The organism is Herbidospora yilanensis (genome assembly GCF_001570565.1).
Lineage (GTDB): Bacteria > Actinomycetota > Actinomycetes > Streptosporangiales > Streptosporangiaceae > Herbidospora > Herbidospora yilanensis.
On record NZ_BBXE01000014.1, the window covers coordinates 280,277 to 304,105 of the forward strand.

Here is a 23,829-nt window from a genome sequence, read left to right on the forward strand (position 1 = left end):
TCCCCACGAGGACGGCCCCCCCATGGCATTGGTGACGTTCCGCGACGAGACCGCGACCGGCCGCGCGCTGGCCGAGTTCTCCCTGCCCGACCTGCCCGAACGCATCACGGCGCGGGAACTCGTCCGGCTGCGCGTGCGGGAGGAGGTGGCCCGTCACAACGCCGCGCCGTCCCACCACTACCGGGGCCTGGTCAAGCCGACCGACGCCGAGGCCGACCTCAACGGCTACCGCATGCGCACGGCCCGCCGGCTCGACTGGGAGAAGCAGGCCGACGCGGCCGAGGCGGCGTTCCGGCGCAACGGCTTCCTGCTGCTGATCGGCGACCACCAGATCCTCGACCTCGACGTCGAGATCGACCTGCTCGCCGACCCGGTCGTGTCGTTCGTCAAGCTGGTGCCGCTGGTGGGCGGCTGAGATGGGCGTGCCCGACGATCACCCGCCCGTTCCGCCCCTGACCGAAACGACGTCCATGACTTTCACCGAACTCTCCCCCCTCGCGAAGCGCCTCTACGACGTGCTCAGCGGAACCGCCCGCGACACGACCACCCTGGCCGGGGCGAACATCCCCGACCTGCGGGTGATGGCGGCCTCGGCCCGTGAACTCGTCGAGAACTCGATGAACGACCGTCATCCGCGCCTCGGCACGTGGGCGACCGTGGTCGCGGCGGGGATCGCGGGCACGGACGCCGAACTGGCCGCCCACCACGCCGAGCGGCAGGGCGTCATCGCGGTCGCCGAGAAGGTGGTGGTCTTCGGCTGGGAGGTCGGACGGCGCGCGCTGTTCAGCGAACTGCTGCGGAGCGTCGCCGGCACGCTGCCCCGCCCGCCGATGCCCACCACCGGGCTCGACTGGCTGGCGGAGCAGCCCGGCTACCTCGGCTTCGCCCGCACCGCGCTGGAGTCGGCCCAGGCCAGGGCCCGGCGGTTGCAGGCGGGCGAGATCCCGTACACGACCCGGCTCTTCGACGACGCGGAGGTCGCGGCGCTCGGCCGGGCCGTCCGGCTGGCGCTCCATCGCGACGAGCCCTGGCTGCCCGACCTGCTCGACGCTCTTGTACGGGACATCGCGGTCGCCCCCACCAACGCCAAGACCCTGCCCTCCCAGGCCTTGCTCTACGAGATCGCCCGTGCCGCCGAAGACCGGCCGACCCCCGAGGCGATCGCCTCGTTGCGCACCGCCGCCCGGATCACCCGGCACGCCGGGGTGCCCAAGGAGCTCGCCAAGAAGTTCAAGCGCATCGAGCCCACGCTCGCCGAGCGGCTCGACGTCGCGTTCCGGATGCCCGACGGCCGGCTCCGCGAGACCTTCGGCGAGCACACCGCGGTCATCTCCACCGACGGGGACGTCGAGTTGTCGTGGTGGCACGGCGGCAGGAAGCTCAAGACGGTCCCCGCGGCGGTCCGGCGCGACCACCCCGACGACGTCAAACGGCTGAAAGACCTGGCCAAGCAGGCCGCCCAGCGGCAGGCGACGCTGGCCAGGGCGCTGGAGGCCGGATACACCAGCCCGACGCCGCCGCCTTATCGCCAACTGGAGGGCAACCCGGTCGCCGACCGGCTGATCTGGGAGTTCGAGGTCTCCCCGGGCGTGTGGCAGGCCCAGCTCGGGCTCACCGTGCCCGACGTGCCGGTGCGGCTGTGGCATCCGGCGCGGGCGACGGTCGAGGAGGTCCGCGCCTGGCGGGAGACGATCCACGACAAGGAGATCCGGCAGCCGTTCAAGCAGGCCTTCCGCGAGGTCTATCTGCTCACCCCCGCCGAGGAGGCGGCCGTGACCCACTCCGCCAGGTTCGCCGACCACCTGTGCGTCTACCCGAGGCTGCGCGCGCTGTTCAAAGATCGCGGCTGGAAGTCCAACTACCTGGGCTTCTGGGACGGCGGCGGCGGTTACGACGACCCCGCCCACCGGACCCTGGCCGGAGGGCAGTGGCGGGTGAACCTCCACCACGACCTCTACGAGGAGGGCTACGTGGTCACCGGCGCGGTGGAGTTCAAGCGCCTGACCGCCGGGCGCTGGGTCCCCGCGCCGCTGGCGGAGGTCCCGCCGCTGGTCTTCAGCGAGGGCATGCGCGATGCCGACCTCTTCGTGGCGGTCAGCTCGATCATGTCCGACCCGCAGGGCGGCGACCGGGAGCCGGGCCCGCTGCGCGACTACTGGGAGAACCACTCCTTCGCCGACCTGTCGTCGACCGCCCAGGTCCGGCGCGACGCGCTGGCGCGGCTGTTACCCCGGCTGACCATCGCCGACCGCTGCACCCTGTCGGGCCGTTTCCTGGTCGTCCGGGGCGACCTGCGCACCTACAAGATCCACCTGGGTTCGGCGAACATCCTGATGGAGCCCAACGACGCCTACCTGTGCATCGTCGCCAAGGCCACCGCGTCGAGCGGCCTGTTCCTCCCGTTCGAGGAGGACGGCCGCCTCTCGCTGATCCTCAGCAAGGCCTTCCTCCTGGCCGACGACACCGCCATCACCGACCCGACCATCGTGCGGCAGATCGAGGCGGCCTAGAGAAACGACACGACCAGGTTCACGGCCGACAACAAGGCGGCGCCGGCGAGGCTCACGACCAGGACGAGACAGACGACTTTCACCCAGGGTTTCACCCGGCCATGCTCGGGGGCGCCGCCACGTAAATCAAATCACCCGCCCCTCAGCCCAGCAGCAGCCTGACCAGTTCGCCGACGCCCAGGGCGGCGCCCACCGAGACGACGGCCAGCAGAATCGAGTACAGGCAGCCGGTGCCGCCGCTGATCGGCTTGGCGTGGACGGGCCCCTCACCCGGCTTCTCGCCGGGGCCTCGCCACAGCGGTCTCGGCTCCAGCACCAGGAACAGCAGCGCGCCGATCTCCCCGACGGTGAACAGCCAGAACCACGCCCACCGGTTGCCCAGCCGGGGCCGCGATCCCAGCATCACGGCGAACGTGACGATCCAGGCCGCCGCCGGCCACCACAGCTGCGTGCCGCCGGGGAACCGGAAGGGCCACTCGGGCAGGATCGTCCCGCCGCTCCGATCGTCCACGTGCACGACCGAAGGTTGCACGGCCATGTGCCCGGCGTCGGCCCTGAGCCGCTTGATCGTGTACGCCCCGTCGGCGTCCCGCAACCCGTCACCGTGCACCTCGTGCCAGACCAGGGGCGACTCCGACCAGGTCAGCAGCCAGATGCCCTGATCGTCCCCCCGCCACGTCACCCGATCGACCTCACCGGAGGAGAGGGCGAACCGGAACTGGTCGAGCGTGCGAAGCGACGGCCGGAACGTGGCACTGACGAGCACCGCCCCGCCCAGCAGCACGAGCAGCAGCACGACGCGCAGGACGAAGTGGATCCAATACAGGACGCGCCCGGATAAATCCGATTCCACATCTCCTGTCTACCCAGGCGATCGGTCCCGCGAATGCCTGTATGCGACAGATTCACTGGACGCCACCCGCCCGCCGGGCTTGAGTCCTGAGTATGCGCTCACGACACGAAGCCGTCTTCGACGAGCCCGACATCGTCGAGGAACACGACGAGTCCATCGGGATCTCCACCGACCACATCGCCGTCGTCACCCGGGTGGGGGAGGGCTGGCGGGCCGTCGTCGACGGCCTGCCCGACGGGAAGGTCGTCGTGGCACATGGGTCCACCTGGGCCGAGACGACCCACAACGTCGGCGACGCCCTGTCCGAGGCCGTGACGCCGGAACCGCCGTACGTCCTCGGCTACCACATGGTCCCGGCAGACCCCGACGCCGACTCGGCGCTGGGGGCGGTCATGATCGCCCGCTCCGAGCGGGTCCATGCCGAGCAGGCCGAGCGTGACGCGGTCCGGCACGCGGTGCGGGTCTTCCTCGGCCAGGGCTGGAGCACGCGTGACGCGGCGCGGGCCCTGCTGTTGTCCCAGGAGCGTGTCATCCGGCTCGCCGCCGAGATGGAGGGCCGAGCGGCACGTGGAAAGCCCCGCCCCCCTGCGGAATGAGGGGCGGGGCCGTTTGGGGCCCGCCTCCCCCAGAGGGGTCCGTCTGGGGAAGGCGGGCGGCTTGGGGTCAGGCCGGGGTGCAGGTGAACGTCGGGGTTCCGTTGGTGCCGGACCAGGTTCCGTTGAAGCCGAACGCGGTCGAGGCGTTGACGGAGAGGTTGCCGTTGTAGCTCAGGTTCCGGACCGACACGTTCGCGCCCGTCTGGGTGTGCTGGCCGTTCCAGAGCTGCGAGATGGTCTGGCCGTTGGGCCAGGTCCAGTTCACGGTCCACCCGGTGATGTTGACCGATCCGGAGTTCCGCACCGACACCTCGGCGCCGAAGCCGCCGCCCCACTGGTTGCTGACCGTGTAGGTCACCGCACAGGCCTTACCCGTCGGAGACGGTGAGGGCGACGGGCTGGGCGAAGGCGAGGGGCTGGGGGAGGGGCTGGGCGAGGGGCTGGGCGAAGGGCTGGGCGAGGGCGACGGGGACGGTGAGGGCGACGGGCTCGGCGACGGCGAGGGGTCGTTGCCGGGCGTGTTGCCCCAGATCTTGGTCGTCCCCGCGTACAGCGGGATGTTGGTGACCCGCACCGGCGTCGAGCCCGGCGTCGTCGACACGCCCACGAACGACCAGTCGTTGGCCGCGCTCCACTGCTTCGAGCTGGCCACCCGGAACTGGACCTCGCGGCGGTGCTGCGACTGCCCGGCCGGGGCGATGTTCTGGCCGGTGCAGTTGATCGTCACGTAGTAGACCGCGCCGGAGTGCTGGGTGGGGCCGGTCGGCGCGCTGCACTGGTTGTAGTTGGCCGTGATGGTGATGTCGGCCGGGGTCGTGTCGCCGTCGAGGGTGAAGTAGTAGCGGAACGAGCCGTTGGTCAGGTTGCGGGCCGGCCAGCCCGACTGGTTCCGGACCATGACCTTGACCTCGGTGAAGTTGGTCCCGGTCGCGTTCACGGAGGCCTCGGTGAAGATCTCCGGTTCCGGAGCCGTCTCGGGCTGCGGGAAGTTGGCCAGCGGGGTGCCGCCGTACTCGCCGTAGAGGCGGGCCAGGGCGCTGGTGAAGCCGGCGTTGTAGTCGGTCGCGACCTCGTTCATCACGTAGTCGTCGCGCTTGTCGGTGTAGGCGTCGTTCGGGTCCGGGGGACCGCCGACCAGGGCGCCGTACAGGACGTGGCGGGTCTCGACCGGGTTGGTCATCTGGTCGGTCCACGAGCCGTGGGCCGTGCGGTGGTGCGGGTTCTTCGGGGGGTTCGCGCCGAAGCCGATCACGTACGAGGAGTTGCGCGGGTTGTCGCCGAGCGCGTAGTCGATCTGGCGCTTCGCGAAGTCGTGGTAGCGGGCCTTGCGCGTGGCGTCGGTGATCGAGTCGCTGTGGACGAGCGCCGCGAAGGAGGTGTTGGCGGCGTACCGGAGAGAACCCCAGCGGTCGAGGACGGCCTGGCCGCCCGGCGAGTAGGCCACCCGCTGGCCGTTGACCCCGACGGTCCAGTAGTCGAGCCAGCGGTTGGCGTCGTCGAGGTACTGCTGCTTGCCGGTCAGCTTCGCCAGCAGCACGTAGGCGCCGTAGGACTTGTCGTCCCAGGCGATCGTCCACTTGTAGGACTTGGTCGTCGACTGCGGCTCGGTGCCCAGGTTCGCGTACGCGGCCTCGGCCTTGGCCAGGTAGGAGGCCTCACCGGTGGCCCGGTGCAGCCAGATGGCGCCCCACACGAGCTCGTCGTTGAAGCCGCTCCACGAGCGGTAGTAGCCGGCCGCGTCGGTGATGCAGTCGCTGTAGGCGCGCTTCACGTTCTCGGCGAAGGTGTAGAGCTGCCGCGCGTGGGTCACCAGCGTGTTCGCGTACGTCGGGTCGGTCGGCCGGAACACGATCGAGGAGGCCGCCATCGCCGCGGCCGTCTCCCCGGCCAGGTCGGCGCCGCCGCAGCTCGCGTCGATCTTGTACGACGGCCGGTTCATCTGCATCGCCTCGGCCGGCCCCCACCAGGCGTGGTCGAGCCCGCCGTTGCCGACCTGCCCGTAGAGCACGTTGGCCGACGGGTGGGCCTTGATGAAGTAGTCGTTGACGAACCGCAGGTTGTTCATCAGGTGCGTGAGCTGGTTGCCGTACGACGAGCGGTATTCGACCGCCCCCCACGCCAGCATCGTGGTGGCCGCCGCCATCGGCAGGCCGAACTTGACGTGGTCGCCGGCGTCGTACCAGCCGCCGGTCAGGTCGAGCCCGACGTCGGAACCGTCGGTCAGCCCGGAGGGGCCGCGCCACGAGACACGGTTCCAGGAGGGCAGCGGGCCCGACTGCTGGGCCTCGTAGAACAGGATCGACTTCTGCAGCGCCTCGCCGTAGTTGAACACGGCTGCGGAGGCCTGTTGCGGTTGGAGGGTGACGGCGGCGACCAGTGCCACGGCCGCGATGCGGAGCGTACGGCGCATAGGAGCGTCCTTACGGAGGGGGGTGTCGGGGGCGCGGCAGCGGGTCAGGCGCTGTCGCGCCCCTCGCCATCTGGGGCGTGGGAGCGCTCCCAAAGCGAATTTCGTGGACGACGGTTGAGATGTCAATCAAGCGCCCCCAACCAGCCCGCTGACCTGCGCATTCGTGGTCTGAATGTTTCACTTCGGGGGTTCGCGCAAAAGGAAGGAGCCCCCCGAAGGGGGCTCCTCGTGGTCGTTCAGTAGGGGCGTGACGGCGGGTCCGGCACCGCCACGCCCCCGTCTTCGGGGATCAGCCGTTCGGGAAGAGGCGGCCGAACTCGCCCATGGCGACGGCTACGTCGACCTGGGCCCAGAAGCGGTGGTAGTTGAAGGTCGGGGCCGGGCCGGTCCCGTCCAGGTAGGCCTTGACCTTGGGCCAGTCGGGGTCGTCCTCGTAGAAGGAGCGGATCGACAGGAAGGTCGAGTTGGAGTTGATCGGGTCGCCGTTCGGCATGGTGCCGGTCCAGCCCGGGGGCACGTAGACCGGGTCGTCGATGCGGTTGTAGTCGGCCTTGGTCTCCGGCACCGAGACGCCCTTGGCGTCCTGGTTGAGCCAGACGCCGTCCAGCAGCGCCTTGGCCATGTTCTTCGCGCCCGTGTGGTTCGCGCGGGCGGCGTAGTACATGAGGACCTTCGCGTATGAGCCCGCCACGCCGACGTCGGTCGTGTGGTCGGCCACGGTCACGTGCAGGCCGGGGTTGGCCGGGGGCATGCCGGTGGTGGAGCTCCAGTTACCGACGGGGGCGCCCGACCAGCGGAGGGTCGACGGGATCTGGTAGGTCCCGTTGGCGTTGATGGTGGTGTTGGCCATCGCCCAGGCGACCCACTTGTCGAGGATCGTCTTGGCGTCGGCGTTGCCGCTGGCGTAGTAGAGCGAGGCCACGCGCTCCATCGACCACGCCTGGAAGCCGAACCACTGGTTCGACGGCGGGTCGTGGTAGACGGGCTGCCAGTCGTAGGTCATGCCGTGGAATTTGGGCAGGTTCGACGGCGGGCTGGCGTAGTGACCCTGCCACGAGTTGGTCGCGCCGCCGGCGATGGCGCCCTCGTCCGACTGGAGCCACTTGTAGAACTGGAGCTGGCGGGTGAGCGACGTCGCCCAGTCCGCGGCGCCCGTCGAGCTGCGCGGGCGCAGGTCCGTCTGGGTCGACAGGGCCCAGGCCGCGAGCGGGTTCTGGTAGCCGCCGTGGTTGTGCGACGAACCGATGCGCCAGGCCCAGCCGGCGGAGGAGTCGGTCGCGCCGCCCCACGCGTAGTACCAGCTCAGCAGGTAGGTGGCGCTGTTCTTGCCGTTTCCGGCCGGGCACGACGTGCTGGTGCAGCCGGGCTGCTTGAAGTACTTGTCGTACATCGCGTAGCGCAGGTAGTCGCCCATCTTCGCGGCCTTGGCCACGGTCGAGGCGATCTGCGACTGCTTGCCCTGGGCCTTGGCCCACTCGTTGGCGTAGTAGGCCACCTGCACGGCGCGGGCGTCGGCGTCGGGGGCGTTGGTGTACTTCCACTGGCGGGCGTAGTTGCTGTCCTTGATGAACAGGTCGAGGAAGCCGTTGCGGCCACCGTGCGCGAAGGTGTCGCACGACGGCTGCGGGATGGTCTCGAAGACCGACTCCTCGGGGCCGCGCTGGTAGGTGTTGATGTAGGCGGGCTTGGTCGTGCCGTCGCCGCACCGGCCGAAGCCGTAGGTGTTGTCGACGTCCAGCAGCCAGTGCATGCCGTAGATGTCGCTGGTGTTGTACGCCGTGCGCAGCTCGGCCGCGATCGGGTCGGTGCCCACGGAGACGCCCGAGTTGATCTGCGACGGGTAGGAGCTGATGTCGTCGAACTCACCGGCGTAGGTGGCCGGGGAGCTGGCGTTGTAGAACGAGTTGGTCGGCTGGTCCTGCGTGGAGGGGATGATGTACCTCTCCATCGACGCCCACGCGTTGTTGAACTTGGTCCAGTCGCCGGTCACCTGGCCGTAGACCGCTTCCAGCCACAGGTAGTAGCTGTAGGCCTCCGACGTGGTCTCGTGCCCGTGGTCGGGCGCCTCGACCATGAAGGTCTCGACCGAGTGGTAGGGCACGCCCTCGGGCGAGAAGTAGCCGTTCGCCGGGTCGTGGATCTTGTTGTAGAGGCTGGTGAACCGCTGGATGTACTCGTTGCCCGGCGTGGTGCCGTCGTCGTCGGCCTCGGTGGCGTCCAGGGTCGAGGAGAAGTAGAAGACCCCGCCCCCGCTCGTCGACAGGTTGAACCGCGCGGTGCCGCCGGTCGTGTCGGCGTCCTGCGCCGCGCTCACCGTGACGTTCTGCGTGACGTTCCAGTTGGCCGGCGTGAAGGTCAGCGTCGTGGGCGCCGCGGTCAGGTCGGCGTCACCGCCGCTCTGCTTCGACACGGTGACCGTGACGTTCGAGGTCGGCTGCAGCGACAACGACACCGCCGCCGTGGCCGAGCCGCCCTCGGGAACCAGCACCGACGTCGGCGCGACGCGGACGAACCCGTCCGGCTGCGGCGACGGGCTCGGCGACGGGCTCGGCGACGGGCTCGGCGAAGGAGACGGCGACGGAGACGGCGACGGGCTGGGCGAGGGCGACGGAGAGGGCGACGGGCTGCCGCCGCAGACCACGTTGTTCACCCGGAAGCTCGTCGGCTTGGGGTTGCTCCCGCTCCAGGTCCCGTTGAAGCCCAGGGAGAGGGTCGCGCCGCTCGCCAGGGAGCCGTTCCACGGCATGTTGGTGGCCGTGACGTTGGCGCCCGACTGGGTCCAGTTCGCCGACCAGCCCTGCTGGACGCGCTGGCCGGAGTTGGGGAAGGTGAAGCCCAGGTTCCAGCTGCTCAGGGCGTCGCCGGTGTTCCGCACCGTGATGTTCGCGGTGAAGCCGCCGTTGCCGGGGCTGGTCGTCCAGTCGTTCGTCGTGTAGGTCACATCGCACGTCACGGCGGCGGACGCCGGTTGCGCGACCAAGGTCACGGCGGCCGTGCAGACGGCCAGCGCGGCCGCCCACAGGGCGCGTTTGCGATAAGCGCGTATCGCCATTGTCGGGGGGTCTCCAAGCTCTCAGGGACACAGGGGGGATGGGAGCGCTCCCACCATTAGCATGCCCGGATCGCCCGAATCCCTGTCAATCGACGTCCGGATTCGCCGCCCTTTCACCTGCGCGAAGGTGAAACTTTCACCTCTTCGCACACCACGTGTGAGGCCGTCACCTGCGGGTAGTCGCGCGCCCATGGCCAACGACAGAGTGAACGAGATGACCGACGCCGCGAAGACGGCCGCCGCCAAGATCGAGGGCGCGTTCCACGAGACCGCCGCCAAGGTCGCCGCGACCGTGGAGGACAGGATGCCCGAGGTCCGCGACGCCGCCCAGAAAGCGGTGGCCACCGTTGAACAGCACATCCCCGACACCGTGAAGGACAAGGTCAGGGGCGCCACCGAGACCGTGTCGGCCAAGGCGGCCGAGGTCACGCCCACCCAGCTCAAGGACGCCACCGACCGGCTGAGCGCCGAAGCGAGGAAGCGCCCGATGCTGGCGGTCGCCGCCGGGGTCGCCGCGCTGCTCGTCTTCCGCCGGATGCTGCGCCGCAAGAGGTGATCAGGGTCCCGTGTTCGCCGGGCGCAGCACCCTGGTGCCGCCCGCGATGAGCGCGGTGGCCAGGATCCAGCCCGATGCGATGAGCGCGTTGGCCACCCAGATCGTCCAGCCGGTGGGCTCCCAGGCGGCCCGCTGCTCGAACAGGCTCACCGGCACCAGATGGTCGAGGGTGTAGACGAAGGGGTTGAAGTGGCGGGGACGTTCGTCCAGTCCGATCTGGACCGGGGGGACCAGGGAGAAGACGACCGTCCCCGCCGTGAGCACGGCCGACAACCAGGCCGCGGCCAGCCAGGGGCGGAAGCCGTAGCCGACGACGGCGTCCAGTAACACGCCCCAGGCCTGTCCGGCCACGGTCAGGGTGCGCCGCCGGGCGCGCTGTTTGGCCAGCAGGACCCGCCGGGAGTCGTGTTCGTGCCCGATCCGGCGGTAGTAGGCGGCCAGTTGCTCGTAGGGTTGCGGGCGGTAGCCGTCGGGGTGCCTGGTCAGCCACGACAGGCGGTCGCGCAGCGTCGCGGGGCTGCGGAGGGATTCGTACACGAGCCCGTCGAGCCGCGCCGCGCCCGGGTAGCTCTCCGGACGGTCGGCGAGCAGCCCGACCCGGGTGTATCCGAGGTCGACCCCGCCCTCGATCGACTCGGGGGTGAGCAGGAGCTCGCCGACGTCGAGGTGGCGGGTGTGCACCGCCAGCTTCCCGGATTTCAGCCTCGCGCCGTCGAACGAGAGGGTGCCGCTGATCCGGGCGCCGCGCACACTGATCTCACCCTCGGCGCAGAACCCCGCACCCATGTTCACGACCGTCGCCTGCAGGTAGTCGCCGTGGACGGCGTAACGGCCCGTCGCCGTGATCGTGGTGTGCTGCAACCACAACCCGCCGTTGAACCGGGCGCCGTGCAGCCGCAGCCCGCCGGTCACCGTCATCCCGCGCAGGAACGCGCCGCCCTCCACCACCAGGCCGCCCGCCCACAACGCGGTGTGCTGCTGCTCCTGCTCGCGGGCGTCGCCGGTGTAGCGGGCGCCGGCCCACCCGGCCTCCTTCAGCGTCCAGTGGGCGGGGCTGCCGATCTCGCAGCCCGACATCCGCAACTGCCCGCTGACGTGGGCGTTGTCGAGCCGGATGCCGTCGTGGACGACGCAGCCGCCGATGTCGAGCACCCCGTCGACCCGCACCCGCCCGGCCCGTAATCGCAGCAGGTCGCAGTCGCGGAACCGCAGCGCCCTGGTCTGCGCCTCGACCAGGTCGATCACCCCGCCGACCTGGCAGTCGATCAGGTGGAGCGTCGTGGTCAGCTCGGCCCCCGCGAGGTCGAGATCACCCACCACCCGGGCGCCGATGAGCCGGATCGCGGCCACCTGGCCGGGCAGCCCCGGCCGCGCGCCCAGCAGCAGCGCCCGGATCACCTCGGCCCGGACGACCCGATCGCGATCGGCCGGGCCGTTCCGGTTCACGTAGGCCCAGGCGTCCCGGACCCGGTTGGCCGGCCTCTCGTCGTCTCGATCGGCCGAGCCGGTCTGGTTCAACCGGGCCCACGCGTCTCGGACCCGGTTGGGCGGCCTTTCGTGGTCCCGATTGGCCGAGCCGGTCTGGTTCAACCGGGCCCACGCGTCTCGGACCCGGTTGGCCGGCCTCTCGTCGTCTCGATCGGCCGGGCCGTTCCGGACCCGGTGGACAGGCCTTTCCTCGTCCCGATCGGCTGAGCCGGTCTGGTTCGACCCCGCCCAGGCGCTCCGGACCCGGTCGGCCCGCCCGGTCGGGGGCTGGTCGTCGTCGGGCGGGGCAGAGCCTTCCGGGCGGGTGGTGCGGTCGCCCTCGGGGCGGACGTCGACCCATTCCCCCGTCGGATAGGCGGCGACGAGTCGCTTCTCCGCCGGAGTGAGGCGCCGGAAGGGGAGTGATCTTCGCATGCCCCGACTGTAGTCACCGCTTCATCGCGCCGTCGGCGATGGCGTCGGCGGCCTCGCCGATCGCGGTGCCCACGATCTCCAGGCGGCGGACCAGCTCGCGTTCGCGCAGCGCCTCGGCGGTGATGTCGGAGGAGAGGATGCGGGCGATCTCGTACTGGTACATCCGCCGGATCGTGCCGCCGGCCTTCTTGGCCTCCAGGGCGTCGTGGCCGACCGCCGAGGAGCGGGCGGCCAGGTCGCGGACCGACTTCTCCAGCGCGTCGACGCCCACGATGACCTGGTCGAGCATGGGGGCGAACCGCTGGCGTCCGCGCACCCGGTAGAGGTGGGACTCGCGGACGAAGTCGCGCAGCGAGTCGAGGATGTCGTCGATCGACCGCGACAGCCGGAACAGGTCCTCCCGGTCGATCGGGGTGACCAGGGCGCCGGCCAGTTCGGCGACCAGGCGGGCCCGGCAGGTGTCGCCGCGGTGCTCGATCTCGCGCATCGCCTGGTGGGCCTTGGTGCGGCCGATCTCGCCGCCGCTCATCGCGATGGCCAGCCACGCGCCCTCCCGGGTCGCGTCGAGCTGGCCGATGAGCGCGTCGGCCAGGGTGGTGTCCATGCGGCCCCGCATCATGCCGAACATCCGCCGGAGCCGTCTCACCCGCCCACCTCCTTGATCATCAGCCCGGCCGCCAGTCCCAGCAGGCCGCTGACCGGGAGGGTCAGCGTCCAGGCGAGCACGATCTTGGACGTCGCGGCCCACCGCACCCGCCGCACGCTGTCGGCCACCCCCGCGCCGACGAAGCCGCCCGCGATGGCCTGCGTCATGCTCACCGGCGCCCCGGCCGCCGCGCAGCCGATCACCGACAGGCCGCTGCCGAGCCCGGCGGCCACGGCGTGCAGCGGACGGGCGGCCAGCAACTGCCGGCTGAGGGTCCGCCCGGCGCGCGGCAACCCGTAGACGGCCCCGACCGCGAACAGCGCCGCGACCAGCAGGCAGACCAGGGGAGGGGCGCCGCCCACCCCGAGCCCGACGAGGAAGACGGCCAGCATCTTCTGGCCGTCGTTGGCGGCGTACGCGAGACACTGCACCGCGAACCCGCCCCAGTGCAGCCGCGGCAGCGACTGCGCCCGGCTCAGCCCCGACACCACGCGGCTGGCCAGCACCGCCACCGTGGCCCCGACGAAGGGGGCGGCGATGCCCGCGACCAGGACCAGGCCCACTCCGCCCGCCGAGACGGGCAGCCCGAGCCCGGCGGCCGCGCCGGTCAGGCCTCCCACGATGGCCAGGGTCAGGCTGGTCGGCCACCCCCGGCTGCTCAGGGCCAGCACGACGACGAGCGCGCAGACCACCGCGACGGTCATCGCGACCTGCCCCGCGGAGCCCGGCAGCGACGCCAGCCGGGTCGTGAAGGTCGCGGCCACCCGCGACGTCACCATCGGGACCGCCGCGACGGCGGCGACCAGGACGAACAGCGCCAGCAGCGGGCGCACCCCCGGGACCCGGAGCCCGGCGCCGAGCAGGGCGCCTCCGTCGTTGACCCCCGAGACCACCGCGAACACTCCGGCGAGAACAGCCAGTGAGGCGGACAACAATCTCCCTTCGTTTGCCTTTTGTTCACCATTTGTTTACCGAGACATTCCCGGCCGGCGGGGTGATCACTCCGGAGGCGATCTGGGGACGATAGGGGAGTGACCGTACACGCAGCCCATCTCGGCCGTTACTACGAGGATTTCGTCGTCGGCGACGTCTTCCAGCACCCCCTCGGCCGCACGATTTCCGAGGCGGACAACACCTGGTTCACCCTGCTGACGATGAACACCAACCAGAACCACTTCAACGCCCACTTCGCCGCGCGGGCCCCGGTCGGGAGGATCATCGTGAACTCGGGGTTGTCGGTCGCGATCGTGCTCGGCCTGTCGGTCGTCGACGTCAGCCAGAACGCCTCGATGAACCTCGGCTGGGACGAGATCCGGCTCACCCATCCGGTCTTCATCGGCGACACCCTCTACGCCGAGTCGCTGGTCGAGGCCGTGCGCGAGTCGAGGTCGCGCCCCTACGCCGGCATCGTCACCTGCCGCACCCGCGGCCTGAACCAGGACGGCGACGAGGTCATGTCGTGGCGGCGCTCCGTCATGGTCTACAAACGCGACGCCCCCCACGACAAGGGCTTCTTCCCCGTCGCGAAGAACGGCCCGCTGGCATGAACTTCGACCTCACCGACGACCAGCGGCTGTTCCAGCAGACGCTGCGCGCGTTCGTCGACGCCGAGATCGTCCCGGTCGCGGCCGAATGGGAACGCTCGGGCCGCTACCCGGCCGAGATCGTCGACGCGTTCGCGTCGCTGGGCCTGTTCGGCATGACGGTTCCGGAGGTGTACGGGGGTCTCGACCTCGACCGGGTGTCCTTCGCCCTCGTCTTCGAGGAGATCGCGCGGGGCTGGATGGGCGTGGCCGGCATCCTCGGCTCCCATTCGCTCGCGACCTGGATGGTGGCCCAGTATGGGACCGCCGCCCAGAAGGAGGAGTTCCTGCCGGGGTGGGCGTCGGGTGAGCGGCGTACCGGCATCGCCCTGACCGAACCCGGAGCCGGGACCGACCTCCAGGGCATCGCCACCCGCGCCGTCAGGGACGGCGATCACTACGTGGTCACCGGCACCAAGACGTGGATCACCAACGCCCGGCACGCCGATCCGCTGCCCGTGCTGGTGAAGACGTCGGTGCGGACCCCGGCGCACCGGGGCATGTCGGTCCTGCTGATCGACCAGGACGATCTGCAGGTCAGCCGCGACCTGCCGAAACTCGGCTACAAGGGGACCGAGACGTGCGAGGTCGTCCTCGACGCGGTGCGGGTTCCGGCCGATCGGCTGCTCGGCGGGGTCGAGGGCCGGGGCATGCAGCAGGTGCTCGCGGCGCTCGAACTCGGGCGCGTCAACATCGCGGCCCGCGCGGTCGGCGTGGCCCAGTGCGCCTACGACGCCGCCCTGGCCTACTCCAGGGAGCGCACGGCCTTCGGGCAGCCCATCTCCGACTTCCAGGCGATCCAGCTCAAGCTCGCCGACATGGCGACCGAGATCCAGGCCGCCCGGCTGATGACCTACTGGGCGGCGACCCGGTCGGAGCGGGGCGCGGTGACCGGGGAGGCGGCCATGGCGAAGTACTTCGCCTCCGAGATGGCGCTGACCACGACGATGGAGGCCATGCGGGTGCACGGCGGCTACGGGTATTCGCAGGAGTTCGTGCTCGAACGGCTCTACCGCGACGCGCCGCTGATGGCGATCGGCGAGGGCACGAACGACGTCCAGCGAATGGTCATCGCCCGTGCCCTCCTCAAGGGTGCGCTGAAGGTCGGCTGGTAGCCGCGGTCAGGCGATCCGGAAGCTCCGCGCGTCGAACCTGACGAAGCTGTGGATGTCGTTGGCGGGGAAGTAGAGGGCGGAGCCGGTGCAGTCGGCGGTGGCGTAGACCTGGATGGCGACGTCGGAGTCGTTCCACTCCGCGTGGGCGACCGAGGGCAGGGCGTGGCAGCCCGTGCCCAGGGTGGCGGCGTCGTAGGCCGCGATCTGGGTGGTGAACCACGCGTCGGCGTAGAAGTTCACCGTGCCCGACGGCCCGGTCGCGGCGGAGGCCGGAGCCGCCGCCGTGGCCACCGCCGCCGCCGCGAACGCCGCGGCGGCCAGGCGTGTTACGGATTGCTTCGTGAACGTGAGCATCTTCTGCCTTCCGGTTCAACAAGATCTCCGAGTGACCGGATCATAAGCCAAAGATGATTGAATCTTCAATGGAAAGTTGTCGGCCGATCCTGACCGCCGGTCAACTAGGGTCGCGAAGGTGAGTGACTGCCTGTTCTGCGCGATGGTGGCCGGCCAGACCGACACCCTCGGGGTCTTCGAGGACGACGTCGTGTTCGCCTTCCTCGACCACCGGCCCGTCTTCAAGGGCCACGTCCTGGTCGTGCCGAAGACCCACGTCGTCACCCTGCTCGATCTCGCCGACGTCGGGCCCTACTTCGAGCGGGTCCAGGCCCTCACCCGGGCCGTCATGACGGGGCTCGGCGCGAAGGGCAGCTTCGTGGCCCTCAACAACGTCGTCTCGCAGTCGGTCGCCCACCTCCACACCCACGTCGTGCCGCGCAACCCGAAGGACGGGCTGCGGGGCTTCTTCTGGCCGCGCACCAAATACGCCTCCGACGAGGAGGCGCGCGACTACGCCGCGAAGATCCGCGCTCAGATGAGCTGATAGACCAGCTCGGGCCGGCCGATCCCGCCGTACTGGGGGAGACGGCGGGTGACCCCGCTGTCGGTCAGGTGCTCCAGATAGCGGCGGGCGGTCACCCGGGAGACCCCGACCGAGGCCGCGACCGCCGTCGCCGACAGGCCCTCGGACGCGCCCCGCAGCTCGGCCACCACGGCCTCCAGCGTCGGCTGGGTCAGGCCCTTCGGCAGGTGGGAGCGGGCCGGGCCGCGCAGGGCGGCGAGCATGTCGTCGACCTCGCCCTGGCCGCTGGCCTCGCCGGGGGCGTCGACCGTCGAGCGGAACTTCGCGTACTGCCGCAGCTTCTCGTTCAGCGCGGCGAAGGTGAACGGCTTCAGGACGTACTGGGCCACGCCCGCCGACACCGCCGACCGGACCATCGACAGGTCGCGGGCCGAGGTGATGACGATGACGTCGCACAGGATGCCCGCGCCCCTAATCGCCCGGCACACCTCCAGGCCGTGCATGTCGGGCAGGTAGAGGTCGAGCAGCACCAGGTCGACGCTCCGCCGCCGCAGGAAGCGCAGCGCCTCGCCACCCGACCGGACGACCCCGGCGACCTCGAACCCGGGGACGCGGTCGACGTAGACGCGGTTGGCCTCGGCGGTGATCTCCTCGTCTTCGACCACGAGCACCGAGATCACGACATCGTCCTCTCGGGCAGGGGCAGGCGGACCGTGAACACCGCGCCCGCGCCGGTGGAGACGTCGATCGTGCCGCCCAGCCGCCGCACCGCCTGCACCGCCAGCGGCAGGCCCAGCCCCCGGCCGTCGCCCTTGGTCGTCCAGCCGCGCTGGTAGGCCTCCGCCACGCGGGCCGGGTCGAGGCCGGGGCCGCTGTCGGCGACGCGGATCTCGCACGAGTCGCCGGACGTCCCCACGTGCACCTCCACCCGGGCCGGCGGCACGCCCGACATGGCGGCGTCGACGGCGTTGTCGATCAGGTTCCCGAGGACGGCCACCAGGTCGTGGGGGTCGAGGCCGATGTCGTCGAGGTCGCTCTCCTGACTGATCGACAGTTCCACGCCGCGCTCGGCGGCCTGGGCCGACTTGCCCAGCAGCAGCGCCGCCAGGACCGGTTCGCGGACCGCCGCCACCACGCGGTCGGTGAGCTCCTGCGCGGCGCGGAGCTCCTCGGTCGCGAAGGCCACCGCCTGTTCCGGGCGGCCCAGCTCCACCAGGGAGATCACCGTGTGGAGGCGGTTGGCCGACTCGTGCGCGGCCGAGCGGAGGGCGTCGGCGAAGCCGCGTTCGGCGTCGAGCTGGCCCGTCACGTCCTGGAGCTCGGTGTGGTCGCGCAGCGTGACGACCGTGCCGAGGGAGCGGGCGCCCGAGCGTACGGCGGCGACGCTGACCAGCAGGACCCGGTCGCCGGTCAGGTGGATCTCGTCGGTCCGGTCTCCGCCGGAGGACAGCAGCTCGGTGAGGGAGGGCGGCAGGCCCAGCTCGGTGATGCCCAGGCCTTCGGCGTCGAGGGGCAGGCCGAGCAGCTCGCGGGCGCCGTCGTTGCACAGCGTGAGGACGCCGCGGCCGTCGACCAGCAGCAGGCCCTCGCGGACGGCGTGCAGGATCGCCTCGTGGTACTCGTACATGCGGGTCAGTTCGTGGGTTCCGAGATCGTGGGTGTGGCGGCGGAGGCGGCGGCCGGCCAGGTAGGTGCCCGCGGTGCCGGCGGCCAGGCCGAGCAGGCCCGCGAGCACGCCGGCCTCCACCTGCTCCCGCAGCCGCCCGCCGATGTTCTCCACCGTTATACCGGCGCTCACCAGCGCCCTGACCCGCCCCGAGGCGTCCTCGACGGGGGTGATGGTACGGATCGAGGGGCCCAGCGTCCCGGTGTAGGTCTCGCTGTAGGGCCGGCCGGCCAGGGCGGGGGCGATGCTGCCCAGGTAGGGCTTGCCTATCTCCTCGCGGGTCGGATGGGTGTGGCGGATGCCCGTCGGCGTCATGATCGTGATGAAGTTGACCCCGGTCTCGGCCCGCACCTTCTCGGCGTAGGGCTGGAGCAGGGCCGTCGGGTCGGGCTCGTCCAGCGCCGCCAGCACCGACGGCGCCGACGCCACGCTCACCGCGACCGCGCGGGTCACCGCCGTCGCGTCCTCCGCGACCAGCTCACGGGTCTGGAGCACGGCCATCACGGTGCCCGCCGCCACGGTCGCCACCACGACGACGATCTGCAGCGCGAGCATCTGCCGCGCGAGGCTCCACCGCCGCATCGGCCTCACCTCTTCTGACTCGTTCTAACTCGGTCCGGTGAACGAAATGTACGCAATAGTGACCCAGGTCACTCCCTGGGCAGATAGTCGCCCCACCGACACCCCCCAGGGAGAGTGAACTCAATGTCCGAACCCCAGGTGAGGCGCGACAAGACCCGCTACCTCTACCTCGCCGTCATCGTCGCGGCCGTCGCCGGTGTCGCCGTCGGCTTCCTCGCCCCCGGCCTCGGGGTGGCGCTGAAGCCGCTGGGCACCGCCTTCGTGGCGCTGATCAAGATGATGATCAGCCCGATCATCTTCTGCACCATCGTGCTCGGCATCGGCTCGGTGGCCAAGGCGGCCAAGGTCGGCCGGGTCGGCGGGCTCGCCCTCGGTTACTTCCTGGTCATGTCGACCGTGGCGCTCGCGATCGGCCTGGTCGTGGGGAACCTGGTCGACCCCGGTCAGGGGCTGCAGCTCACCGACTCCGCGCGGGAGGCCGCCGCGGCCGAGGCCGCCAAGGGCGGGGAGAGCGACACCACGGCGTTCCTGCTCGGCATCATCCCGGCCACGCTCGTCTCGGCGTTCACCGAGGGCTCGGTGCTCCAGACGCTGCTGGTCGCGCTGCTCGCCGGGTTCGCCCTGCAGGCGATGGGGCCGCGCGCCACGCCCATCCTCACCGGCGTCGAGCACATCCAGCGGCTCGTCTTCCGCATCCTCGCCATGATCATGTGGGCCGCGCCGGTCGGCGCGTTCGGCGCGATGGCGGCGGTGGTCGGCGCCACCGGCGTCGACGCCCTCACCAGCCTCGGCGTCATCATGCTCAGCTTCTACGCGACCTGCCTGCTGTTCGTGTTCGTCATCCTCGGCCCGCTGCTGCACGTGGTGGCCCGCGTCAACGTGCTCTCGCTGTTCTCCTACCTGCGGCGCGAGTTCCTGCTGATCCTGTCGACCTCGTCGTCGGAGTCGGCGCTGCCGCGGCTGATCGCCAAGATGGAGCACCTCGGCGTGAGCCGCCCGGTCGTCGGCATCACCGTGCCGACCGGCTACTCGTTCAACCTCGACGGGACCGCGATCTACCTCACGATGGCGACCCTCTTCGTGGCCAGCGCGACCGGGGCCCCGTTGTCGTTCGGCGAGCAGGTGTCGCTGCTGGTCTTCATGATGATCGCGTCCAAGGGCGCGGCCGGGGTCACCGGCGCCGGTCTGGCCACCCTCGCCTCCGGCCTCCAGTCGCACCGGCCCGAGCTCGTCGACGGCGTCGGCCTCATCGTCGGCATCGACCGCTTCATGTCCGAGGCCCGCGCGCTGACCAACTTCGCCGGCAACGCGGTGGCGACCGTCGTCATCGGGAGCTGGACCGGCGAGTTCGACCGGGAGCGCGCCCAGGAGGTGCTGTCGGGCCGCGACCCGTTCGACGAGACCACGCTGCTGGACGAGGAGCACGAAAGCGCATCGGAGGCCGCATCGAAGGACGCTGTTCCCGAATCGGTCCGGTAGGCTCCGCGACGTGGAGCCCCTGGTCGCCGTCCTGGTGGTCGCAGCCCTGGTCGGCGTACCGGCGGTGGTGTTGTGGCGTGTGCTGAGCGGACGCCGCGAACTCGGCAGCGGCCCGGCCGAACGGGCCACGTTCGAGACCCTGCACACCGCCAGCCTCGCCGCGCCCCCGCTCCGCGCCGGGCTCACCCAGGCGGGCGTCCTGAAGGCCTCACGTCACCTGCGGCAACTCCTCGGCTCACCGGCGATAGCGATCACCAACGCCGAGGAGTTGCTCGTCTACGACGGGACCGGCGACCACCACGCCCGCGAGGCCTTCGACCACGCGAGGAGCACCCTCAAGGACGGCCGCATCCAGGTCCTCCAGCTCTCCTGCACGCTGCCGGAATGCCCGATCAGGCACGCCGTCGTCGTCCCGCTCACCACCGACGACCGGGTGGTCGGCTCGCTGGCCGCCTACGGCGACCACACCTCCGCCGGTCTGGTGCGGGCCGTGCAGGAGGTCGCGCGGTGGGTCGACTCCCAGCTCGAACTCGCCGAACTCGACCGGTCGCGCACCCTGCTCATGGAGGCGGAGGTACGGGCCCTGCGGGCGCAGATCTCCCCCCACTTCATCTACAACTCCCTCACGACGATCGCCTCGTTCGTGCGGACCGACCCCGAACGGGCCAGGGAGCTCCTCATCGACTTCGCCGACTTCACCCGCTACTCCTTCCGGCGGCACGGCGACTACACGACCCTGGCCGAGGAACTGCGCTCGATCGACCGCTACCTCACCCTGGAGCGGGCCCGGTTCGGCGACCAGCTCCAGGTCACCCTGCGTATCGCACCCGAAGTGCTGGCCGTGGCCGTGCCGTTCCTGTGCATCCAGCCGCTCGTCGAGAACGCGGTCAGGCACGGGCTGGAGAGCAAACCCGGCGTGGGCCGGATCTCGATCGTCGCCGAGGACGCCGGGTCGGAGTGCTCGATCACCGTCGAGGACGACGGGCTCGGGATGGACCCCGAGCACCTCCGGCGGGTGCTCGCGGGGGAGGAGCGCGCGACCGGAGTGGGCCTGGCCAACGTCGACGAGCGGCTCCGCCAGGTCTACGGCGACGAGTTCGGGCTGGTCGTCGAGACCGGCAAGGGGGCGGGGACGAAGGTCAGCATGCGGATGCCCAAGTACCGGCCGGGGGTGACGGTCCGGTGAGCGGGCCGGCCGCCCGGCACGGCCACACCTGCTCGTGGCCGGGCGAGCGGGCGCGGCCGGTCGGCGCCGGGTGCGGTGCGGGCCACGGGCGGCGGTCGGCGCCGGGGTGGGCGGAGCCGTAACGGAAGAGCTTCGTAGTTAACGATTCCGAACGAGCGTTGACTTCCAAATGGCGATTTATCACGCTCTAGGGACTCATCCAGAGAAGGGGTAGGACGTGAGCGGGTTGCGGGTGCTGGCTGTGGACGACGAACAGCCCGCGCTCGAAGACCTCGCCTATCTTCTGCGTGCCGACCCCCGCATCGGCGAGGTGCAGACCGCCCGCGACGGCGCCGCCGCGCTGAAGCTGCTCGACCGGGCCATGGCCGACGGGCGGCCCATCGACGCCGTCTTCCTCGACATCCGCATGCGCGGCCTCGACGGGGTCGTGCTCGGGCGGCTGCTCACCCAGTTCTCGCGCCCGCCGAAGGTCGTCTTCGTCACCGCCTACGAGGACCACGCCGTCGACGCCTTCGAGCTGAAGGCCGAGGACTACCTGCTCAAGCCGGTCCGCCCCGACCGCCTGGCCGAGGCGATCCGCCGGGTCTGCGCCGGCAGCGAGTCCTACACCGAGCCCGAGACCAGCGACACCATCCCGGTCGAACTCGGCGGCGTCACCCGGTTCGTCGCCTCGACCGAGGTGCGTTACGTGGAGGCCCGCGGCGACTACGCCCGCCTCCACACCGCGACCGGCAGCCACCTGGTCCGCATCCCGCTCGCCGCCCTGGAGGAGCGCTGGGCCTCGGCGGGCTTCCTGCGGGTGCACCGCAGCCACCTGGTCGCGGTCAAGCACATCGACGAGCTGCACATCGACTCGGGCCGCTGCGTCGTGCGCATCGGCGACACCGAGATCCCGGTCAGCCGCCGCCACACGCGTGAACTCCGTGACCTGCTGGTCCGCCGCGCCCGCAGAGCCAAACCGGACCAATGACCGGCCCGACATGACCAAGCCCCGTCGCGAGACCGTCACCAGTCCCCGGGCCGCCGCCGCGCGCCGTCCCCGGTATCCCGTCACGCGGGAGATCGACGAGCAGACGCGGCTCGGCGAGGTCTACATGCGGTCGCTGATCCGCACCCAGCTCCGCCTGGCCCTGTTCGTCTGCACGCTGCTGGCCTGCGTGATAGGCGGGCTGCCCTTACTGTTCATGCTGGTCCCGTCGATGCGTGAGGTGGTCGTCCTCGGGTTGCCGCTGCCGTGGCTGGTGCTCGCCGGGCTCATCTATCCGGCGTTCGTCGTCGGGGCCTGGCTCTACGTCCGGGCGGCCGAGCGCAACGAACGGCGGTTCGCCGAACTGGTGGAGGGCGATTGAGCTCGCTCGTCGCGATCGTGCTGGTGGTGCTCGCGGCGGTCCTCATCGGGGCGTTCGGGGTGCGGGTGTCGCGGACCACCTCCGACTTCTACGTCGCCTCGCGCACCGTCACCCCGCTGTGGAACGCCTCGGCGATCGGCGGGGAGTACCTGTCGGCGGCCTCGTTCCTGGGCATCGCCGGGCTCATCCTCACCTACGGCGCCGACATGTTGTGGCTGCCCGTCGGGTGGACCGGCGGCTACCTCGTGCTGCTGGTGCTGGTGTCGGCGCCGCTGCGCAGGTCGGGGGCGTACACGCTGCCCGACTTCGCCGAGGCGCGGCTGGAGTCGATGGTCGTGCGGCGGGTGTCGAGCGTGCTCGTCGTGCTCATCGGGTGGCTCTACCTGATGCCGCAGTTCCAGAGCGCGGGCATGGTGTTCCGGGCGATCACCGGGGCGCCCGCGTGGGCGGGCGGGCTGCTGGTCGCCGGGGTCGTGGCGGTGAACGTGTTGTCGGGCGGGATGAAGTCGATCACGTTCGTGCAGGCGTTCCAGTACTGGCTGAAGCTGACCGCGCTGGCCGTGCCGCTGGTGTTCATGCTGCTGGCCTGGCGGGCCGACGGCGCTCCCGGCCTCCAGGCCGGCGACCCGTGGGCGCTGCCGCTGCACGGGCGCGAGCATCCGGTCTACGCGACGTACTCGCTGATCCTGGCCACGTTCCTGGGCACCATGGGGCTGCCGCACGTGCTCGTGCGGTTCTACACCAACCCCGACGGGCGGGCCGCGCGGCGCACCACCCTGGTCGTGTTGTCGCTGCTGGGCGCCTTCTACCTGCTGCCGTCGATCTACGGCTACCTCGGCCGGGTCTACTCGTTGTCGCTGGACGGGCCCGACTCGGTCGTGCTGGCCCTGCCGGGGCACCTCGTCGGCGGGATCGCCGGGGAGCTGCTGACCGCGCTGGTCACCGGCGGGGCGTTCGCGGCGTTCCTGTCGACGTCGTCGGGGCTGGCGGTGTCGGTGGCGGGCGTGCTCGGGCAGGACATCCTGCGCTTCACCGACGGCGTGCGGTCGTTCCGGGTCGCCACGGTGATCGGGGTGGCGGTGCCGTTCGGGCTGGCCGTCGTCGCGCGGGCGCTGCCGGTCGCCGACGTCGTCGGGCTGGCGTTCGCCGTCGCCGCCTCGTCGTTCTGCCCGCTGCTCGTGCTGGGTATCTGGTGGCGGCGGCTCACCACGTCGGGGGCCATCGCCGGGCTGCTCGCCGGTGGCGGCCTCGCCGCCGTGGCCGGGCTGGTCACCGTCGTCGGCGGGCCGCACGGCGGCTGGGCCGGGGCGCTGCTGGCCCAGCCGGCCGCCTGGACGGTGCCGATCTCCTTCTCCGTCATGGTCGTGGTCTCGCTGCTCACCCCCGGCCGGACGCCGCCGAACGTGGCGCGCACGATGGTACGTCTCCACACACCCGAGACACTTGACGTGGACCGGGGCGATTGGCGTCCACGGTCGTCATAAC

The 23,829-nt window shown here is 71.0% G+C and carries 21 protein-coding genes; 12 read left to right on the forward strand and 9 right to left on the reverse strand.

From position 1 onward, the window contains the following. The first annotated feature begins 22 nt into the window (after nt 1-22). Complete coding sequence (locus AW273_RS05600; RefSeq protein WP_062345865.1) at nt 23-415, forward strand: hypothetical protein; 393 nt, start codon at nt 23-25, stop codon at nt 413-415. Nucleotides 416-470: 55 nt separating this feature from the next. Further along, on the forward strand, nt 471-2,510 hold the full coding sequence (locus AW273_RS05605) for a DUF4132 domain-containing protein (RefSeq protein WP_157555583.1): 2,040 nt from the start codon (nt 471-473) through the stop codon (nt 2,508-2,510). A gap of 142 nt (nt 2,511-2,652) precedes the next feature. On the opposite strand, the gene AW273_RS05610 is transcribed toward AW273_RS05605, so the two are convergent. Then, nucleotides 2,653-3,363: a hypothetical protein gene (locus AW273_RS05610; protein ID WP_062345869.1), complete on the reverse strand. Its 711-nt coding sequence runs from the start codon at nt 3,361-3,363 to the stop codon at nt 2,653-2,655. 92 nt (nt 3,364-3,455) lie between these two features. Here AW273_RS05610 and AW273_RS05615 point away from each other — a divergent pair, with 92 nt between their 5' ends. Beyond that, nucleotides 3,456-3,959 carry a hypothetical protein gene (locus tag AW273_RS05615; RefSeq protein ID WP_062345871.1) on the forward strand — a complete coding sequence of 168 codons (504 nt, stop codon included), beginning with the start codon at nt 3,456-3,458 and terminating at the stop codon, nt 3,957-3,959. Nucleotides 3,960-4,026: 67 nt separating this feature from the next. Here the strand turns inward: AW273_RS05615 and AW273_RS05620 are convergent, their stop codons facing one another. Together AW273_RS05620 and AW273_RS05625 are read right to left on the reverse strand one after the other, a co-directional pair. Then, nucleotides 4,027-6,369: a glycoside hydrolase family 9 protein gene (locus tag AW273_RS05620; protein WP_062345873.1), complete on the reverse strand. Its 2,343-nt coding sequence runs from the start codon at nt 6,367-6,369 to the stop codon at nt 4,027-4,029. A gap of 289 nt (nt 6,370-6,658) precedes the next feature. After that, complete coding sequence (locus AW273_RS05625) at nt 6,659-9,421, reverse strand: glycoside hydrolase family 48 protein (RefSeq protein ID WP_083949522.1); 2,763 nt, start codon at nt 9,419-9,421, stop codon at nt 6,659-6,661. A 190-nt stretch (nt 9,422-9,611) separates the two neighbouring features. On the opposite strand from AW273_RS05625, the gene AW273_RS05630 reads away from it, so the two are divergent. Next, complete coding sequence (locus AW273_RS05630) at nt 9,612-9,977, forward strand: hypothetical protein (protein WP_062345875.1); 366 nt, start codon at nt 9,612-9,614, stop codon at nt 9,975-9,977. Here the strand turns inward: AW273_RS05630 and AW273_RS05635 are convergent, their stop codons facing one another. Genes AW273_RS05635 through AW273_RS05645 form a run of 3 tightly spaced genes read right to left on the reverse strand, consistent with a single transcriptional unit; the run spans nt 9,978 to nt 13,457 of the window. Next, nucleotides 9,978-11,879 (reverse strand): hypothetical protein, encoded by a 1,902-nt coding sequence (locus tag AW273_RS05635; RefSeq protein ID WP_062345877.1) that lies wholly within the window; start codon nt 11,877-11,879, stop codon nt 9,978-9,980. Between the two features lie 13 nt (nt 11,880-11,892). Then, nucleotides 11,893-12,525: a DUF47 domain-containing protein gene (locus AW273_RS05640; protein ID WP_062345880.1), complete on the reverse strand. Its 633-nt coding sequence runs from the start codon at nt 12,523-12,525 to the stop codon at nt 11,893-11,895. Further along, entirely contained in the window at nt 12,522-13,457 is a 936-nt protein-coding gene (locus AW273_RS05645) for an inorganic phosphate transporter (protein WP_232327090.1), read from the reverse strand. The genes AW273_RS05640 and AW273_RS05645 overlap by 4 nt, the downstream gene beginning before the upstream one ends. A gap of 99 nt (nt 13,458-13,556) precedes the next feature. On the opposite strand from AW273_RS05645, the gene AW273_RS05650 reads away from it, so the two are divergent. After that, nucleotides 13,557-14,072: a MaoC family dehydratase gene (locus AW273_RS05650; protein WP_062345884.1), complete on the forward strand. Its 516-nt coding sequence runs from the start codon at nt 13,557-13,559 to the stop codon at nt 14,070-14,072. After that, nucleotides 14,069-15,223 (forward strand): acyl-CoA dehydrogenase family protein, encoded by a 1,155-nt coding sequence (locus tag AW273_RS05655; RefSeq protein WP_062345886.1) that lies wholly within the window; start codon nt 14,069-14,071, stop codon nt 15,221-15,223. Before AW273_RS05650 ends, AW273_RS05655 begins: the two co-directional genes overlap by 4 nt. Before the next feature lie 6 nt (nt 15,224-15,229). Here AW273_RS05655 and AW273_RS05660 read toward each other — a convergent pair whose 3' ends face one another. After that, a complete protein-coding gene (locus AW273_RS05660; RefSeq protein ID WP_062345888.1) occupies nt 15,230-15,577 on the reverse strand; it encodes a hypothetical protein in 348 nt (115 codons plus the stop codon). A gap of 76 nt (nt 15,578-15,653) precedes the next feature. On the opposite strand from AW273_RS05660, the gene AW273_RS05665 reads away from it, so the two are divergent. Next, the gene (locus AW273_RS05665) at nt 15,654-16,103 is read left to right on the forward strand and encodes an HIT family protein (RefSeq protein ID WP_269750215.1); all 450 of its coding nucleotides are present in this window, start codon (nt 15,654-15,656) and stop codon (nt 16,101-16,103) included. On the opposite strand, the gene AW273_RS05670 is transcribed toward AW273_RS05665, so the two are convergent. Continuing rightward, nucleotides 16,091-16,762, reverse strand: a complete 672-nt coding sequence (locus AW273_RS05670) for a response regulator (protein ID WP_062345893.1) — start codon at nt 16,760-16,762, stop codon at nt 16,091-16,093. The genes AW273_RS05665 and AW273_RS05670 overlap by 13 nt on opposite strands. Further along, nucleotides 16,759-18,330, reverse strand: a complete 1,572-nt coding sequence (locus tag AW273_RS05675) for a sensor histidine kinase (protein WP_062345896.1) — start codon at nt 18,328-18,330, stop codon at nt 16,759-16,761. The genes AW273_RS05670 and AW273_RS05675 overlap by 4 nt, the downstream gene beginning before the upstream one ends. 123 nt (nt 18,331-18,453) lie before the next feature. On the opposite strand from AW273_RS05675, the gene AW273_RS05680 reads away from it, so the two are divergent. The 5 genes from AW273_RS05680 (at nt 18,454) to AW273_RS05700 (ending at nt 23,828) form a co-directional block, all read left to right on the forward strand. Next, the gene (locus AW273_RS05680) at nt 18,454-19,809 is read left to right on the forward strand and encodes a cation:dicarboxylate symporter family transporter (protein WP_062345898.1); all 1,356 of its coding nucleotides are present in this window, start codon (nt 18,454-18,456) and stop codon (nt 19,807-19,809) included. Nucleotides 19,810-19,819: 10 nt separating this feature from the next. Continuing rightward, entirely contained in the window at nt 19,820-20,995 is a 1,176-nt protein-coding gene (locus AW273_RS05685) for a sensor histidine kinase (RefSeq protein ID WP_062345900.1), read from the forward strand. Between the two features lie 217 nt (nt 20,996-21,212). After that, nucleotides 21,213-21,965 (forward strand): LytR/AlgR family response regulator transcription factor, encoded by a 753-nt coding sequence (locus tag AW273_RS05690; RefSeq protein WP_062345902.1) that lies wholly within the window; start codon nt 21,213-21,215, stop codon nt 21,963-21,965. Between the two features lie 10 nt (nt 21,966-21,975). Next, complete coding sequence (locus tag AW273_RS05695) at nt 21,976-22,344, forward strand: hypothetical protein (protein WP_062345904.1); 369 nt, start codon at nt 21,976-21,978, stop codon at nt 22,342-22,344. After that, complete coding sequence (locus AW273_RS05700) at nt 22,341-23,828, forward strand: sodium/solute symporter (RefSeq protein ID WP_062345906.1); 1,488 nt, start codon at nt 22,341-22,343, stop codon at nt 23,826-23,828. Before AW273_RS05695 ends, AW273_RS05700 begins: the two co-directional genes overlap by 4 nt. The last annotated feature ends 1 nt before the right edge of the window (nt 23,829 follow it).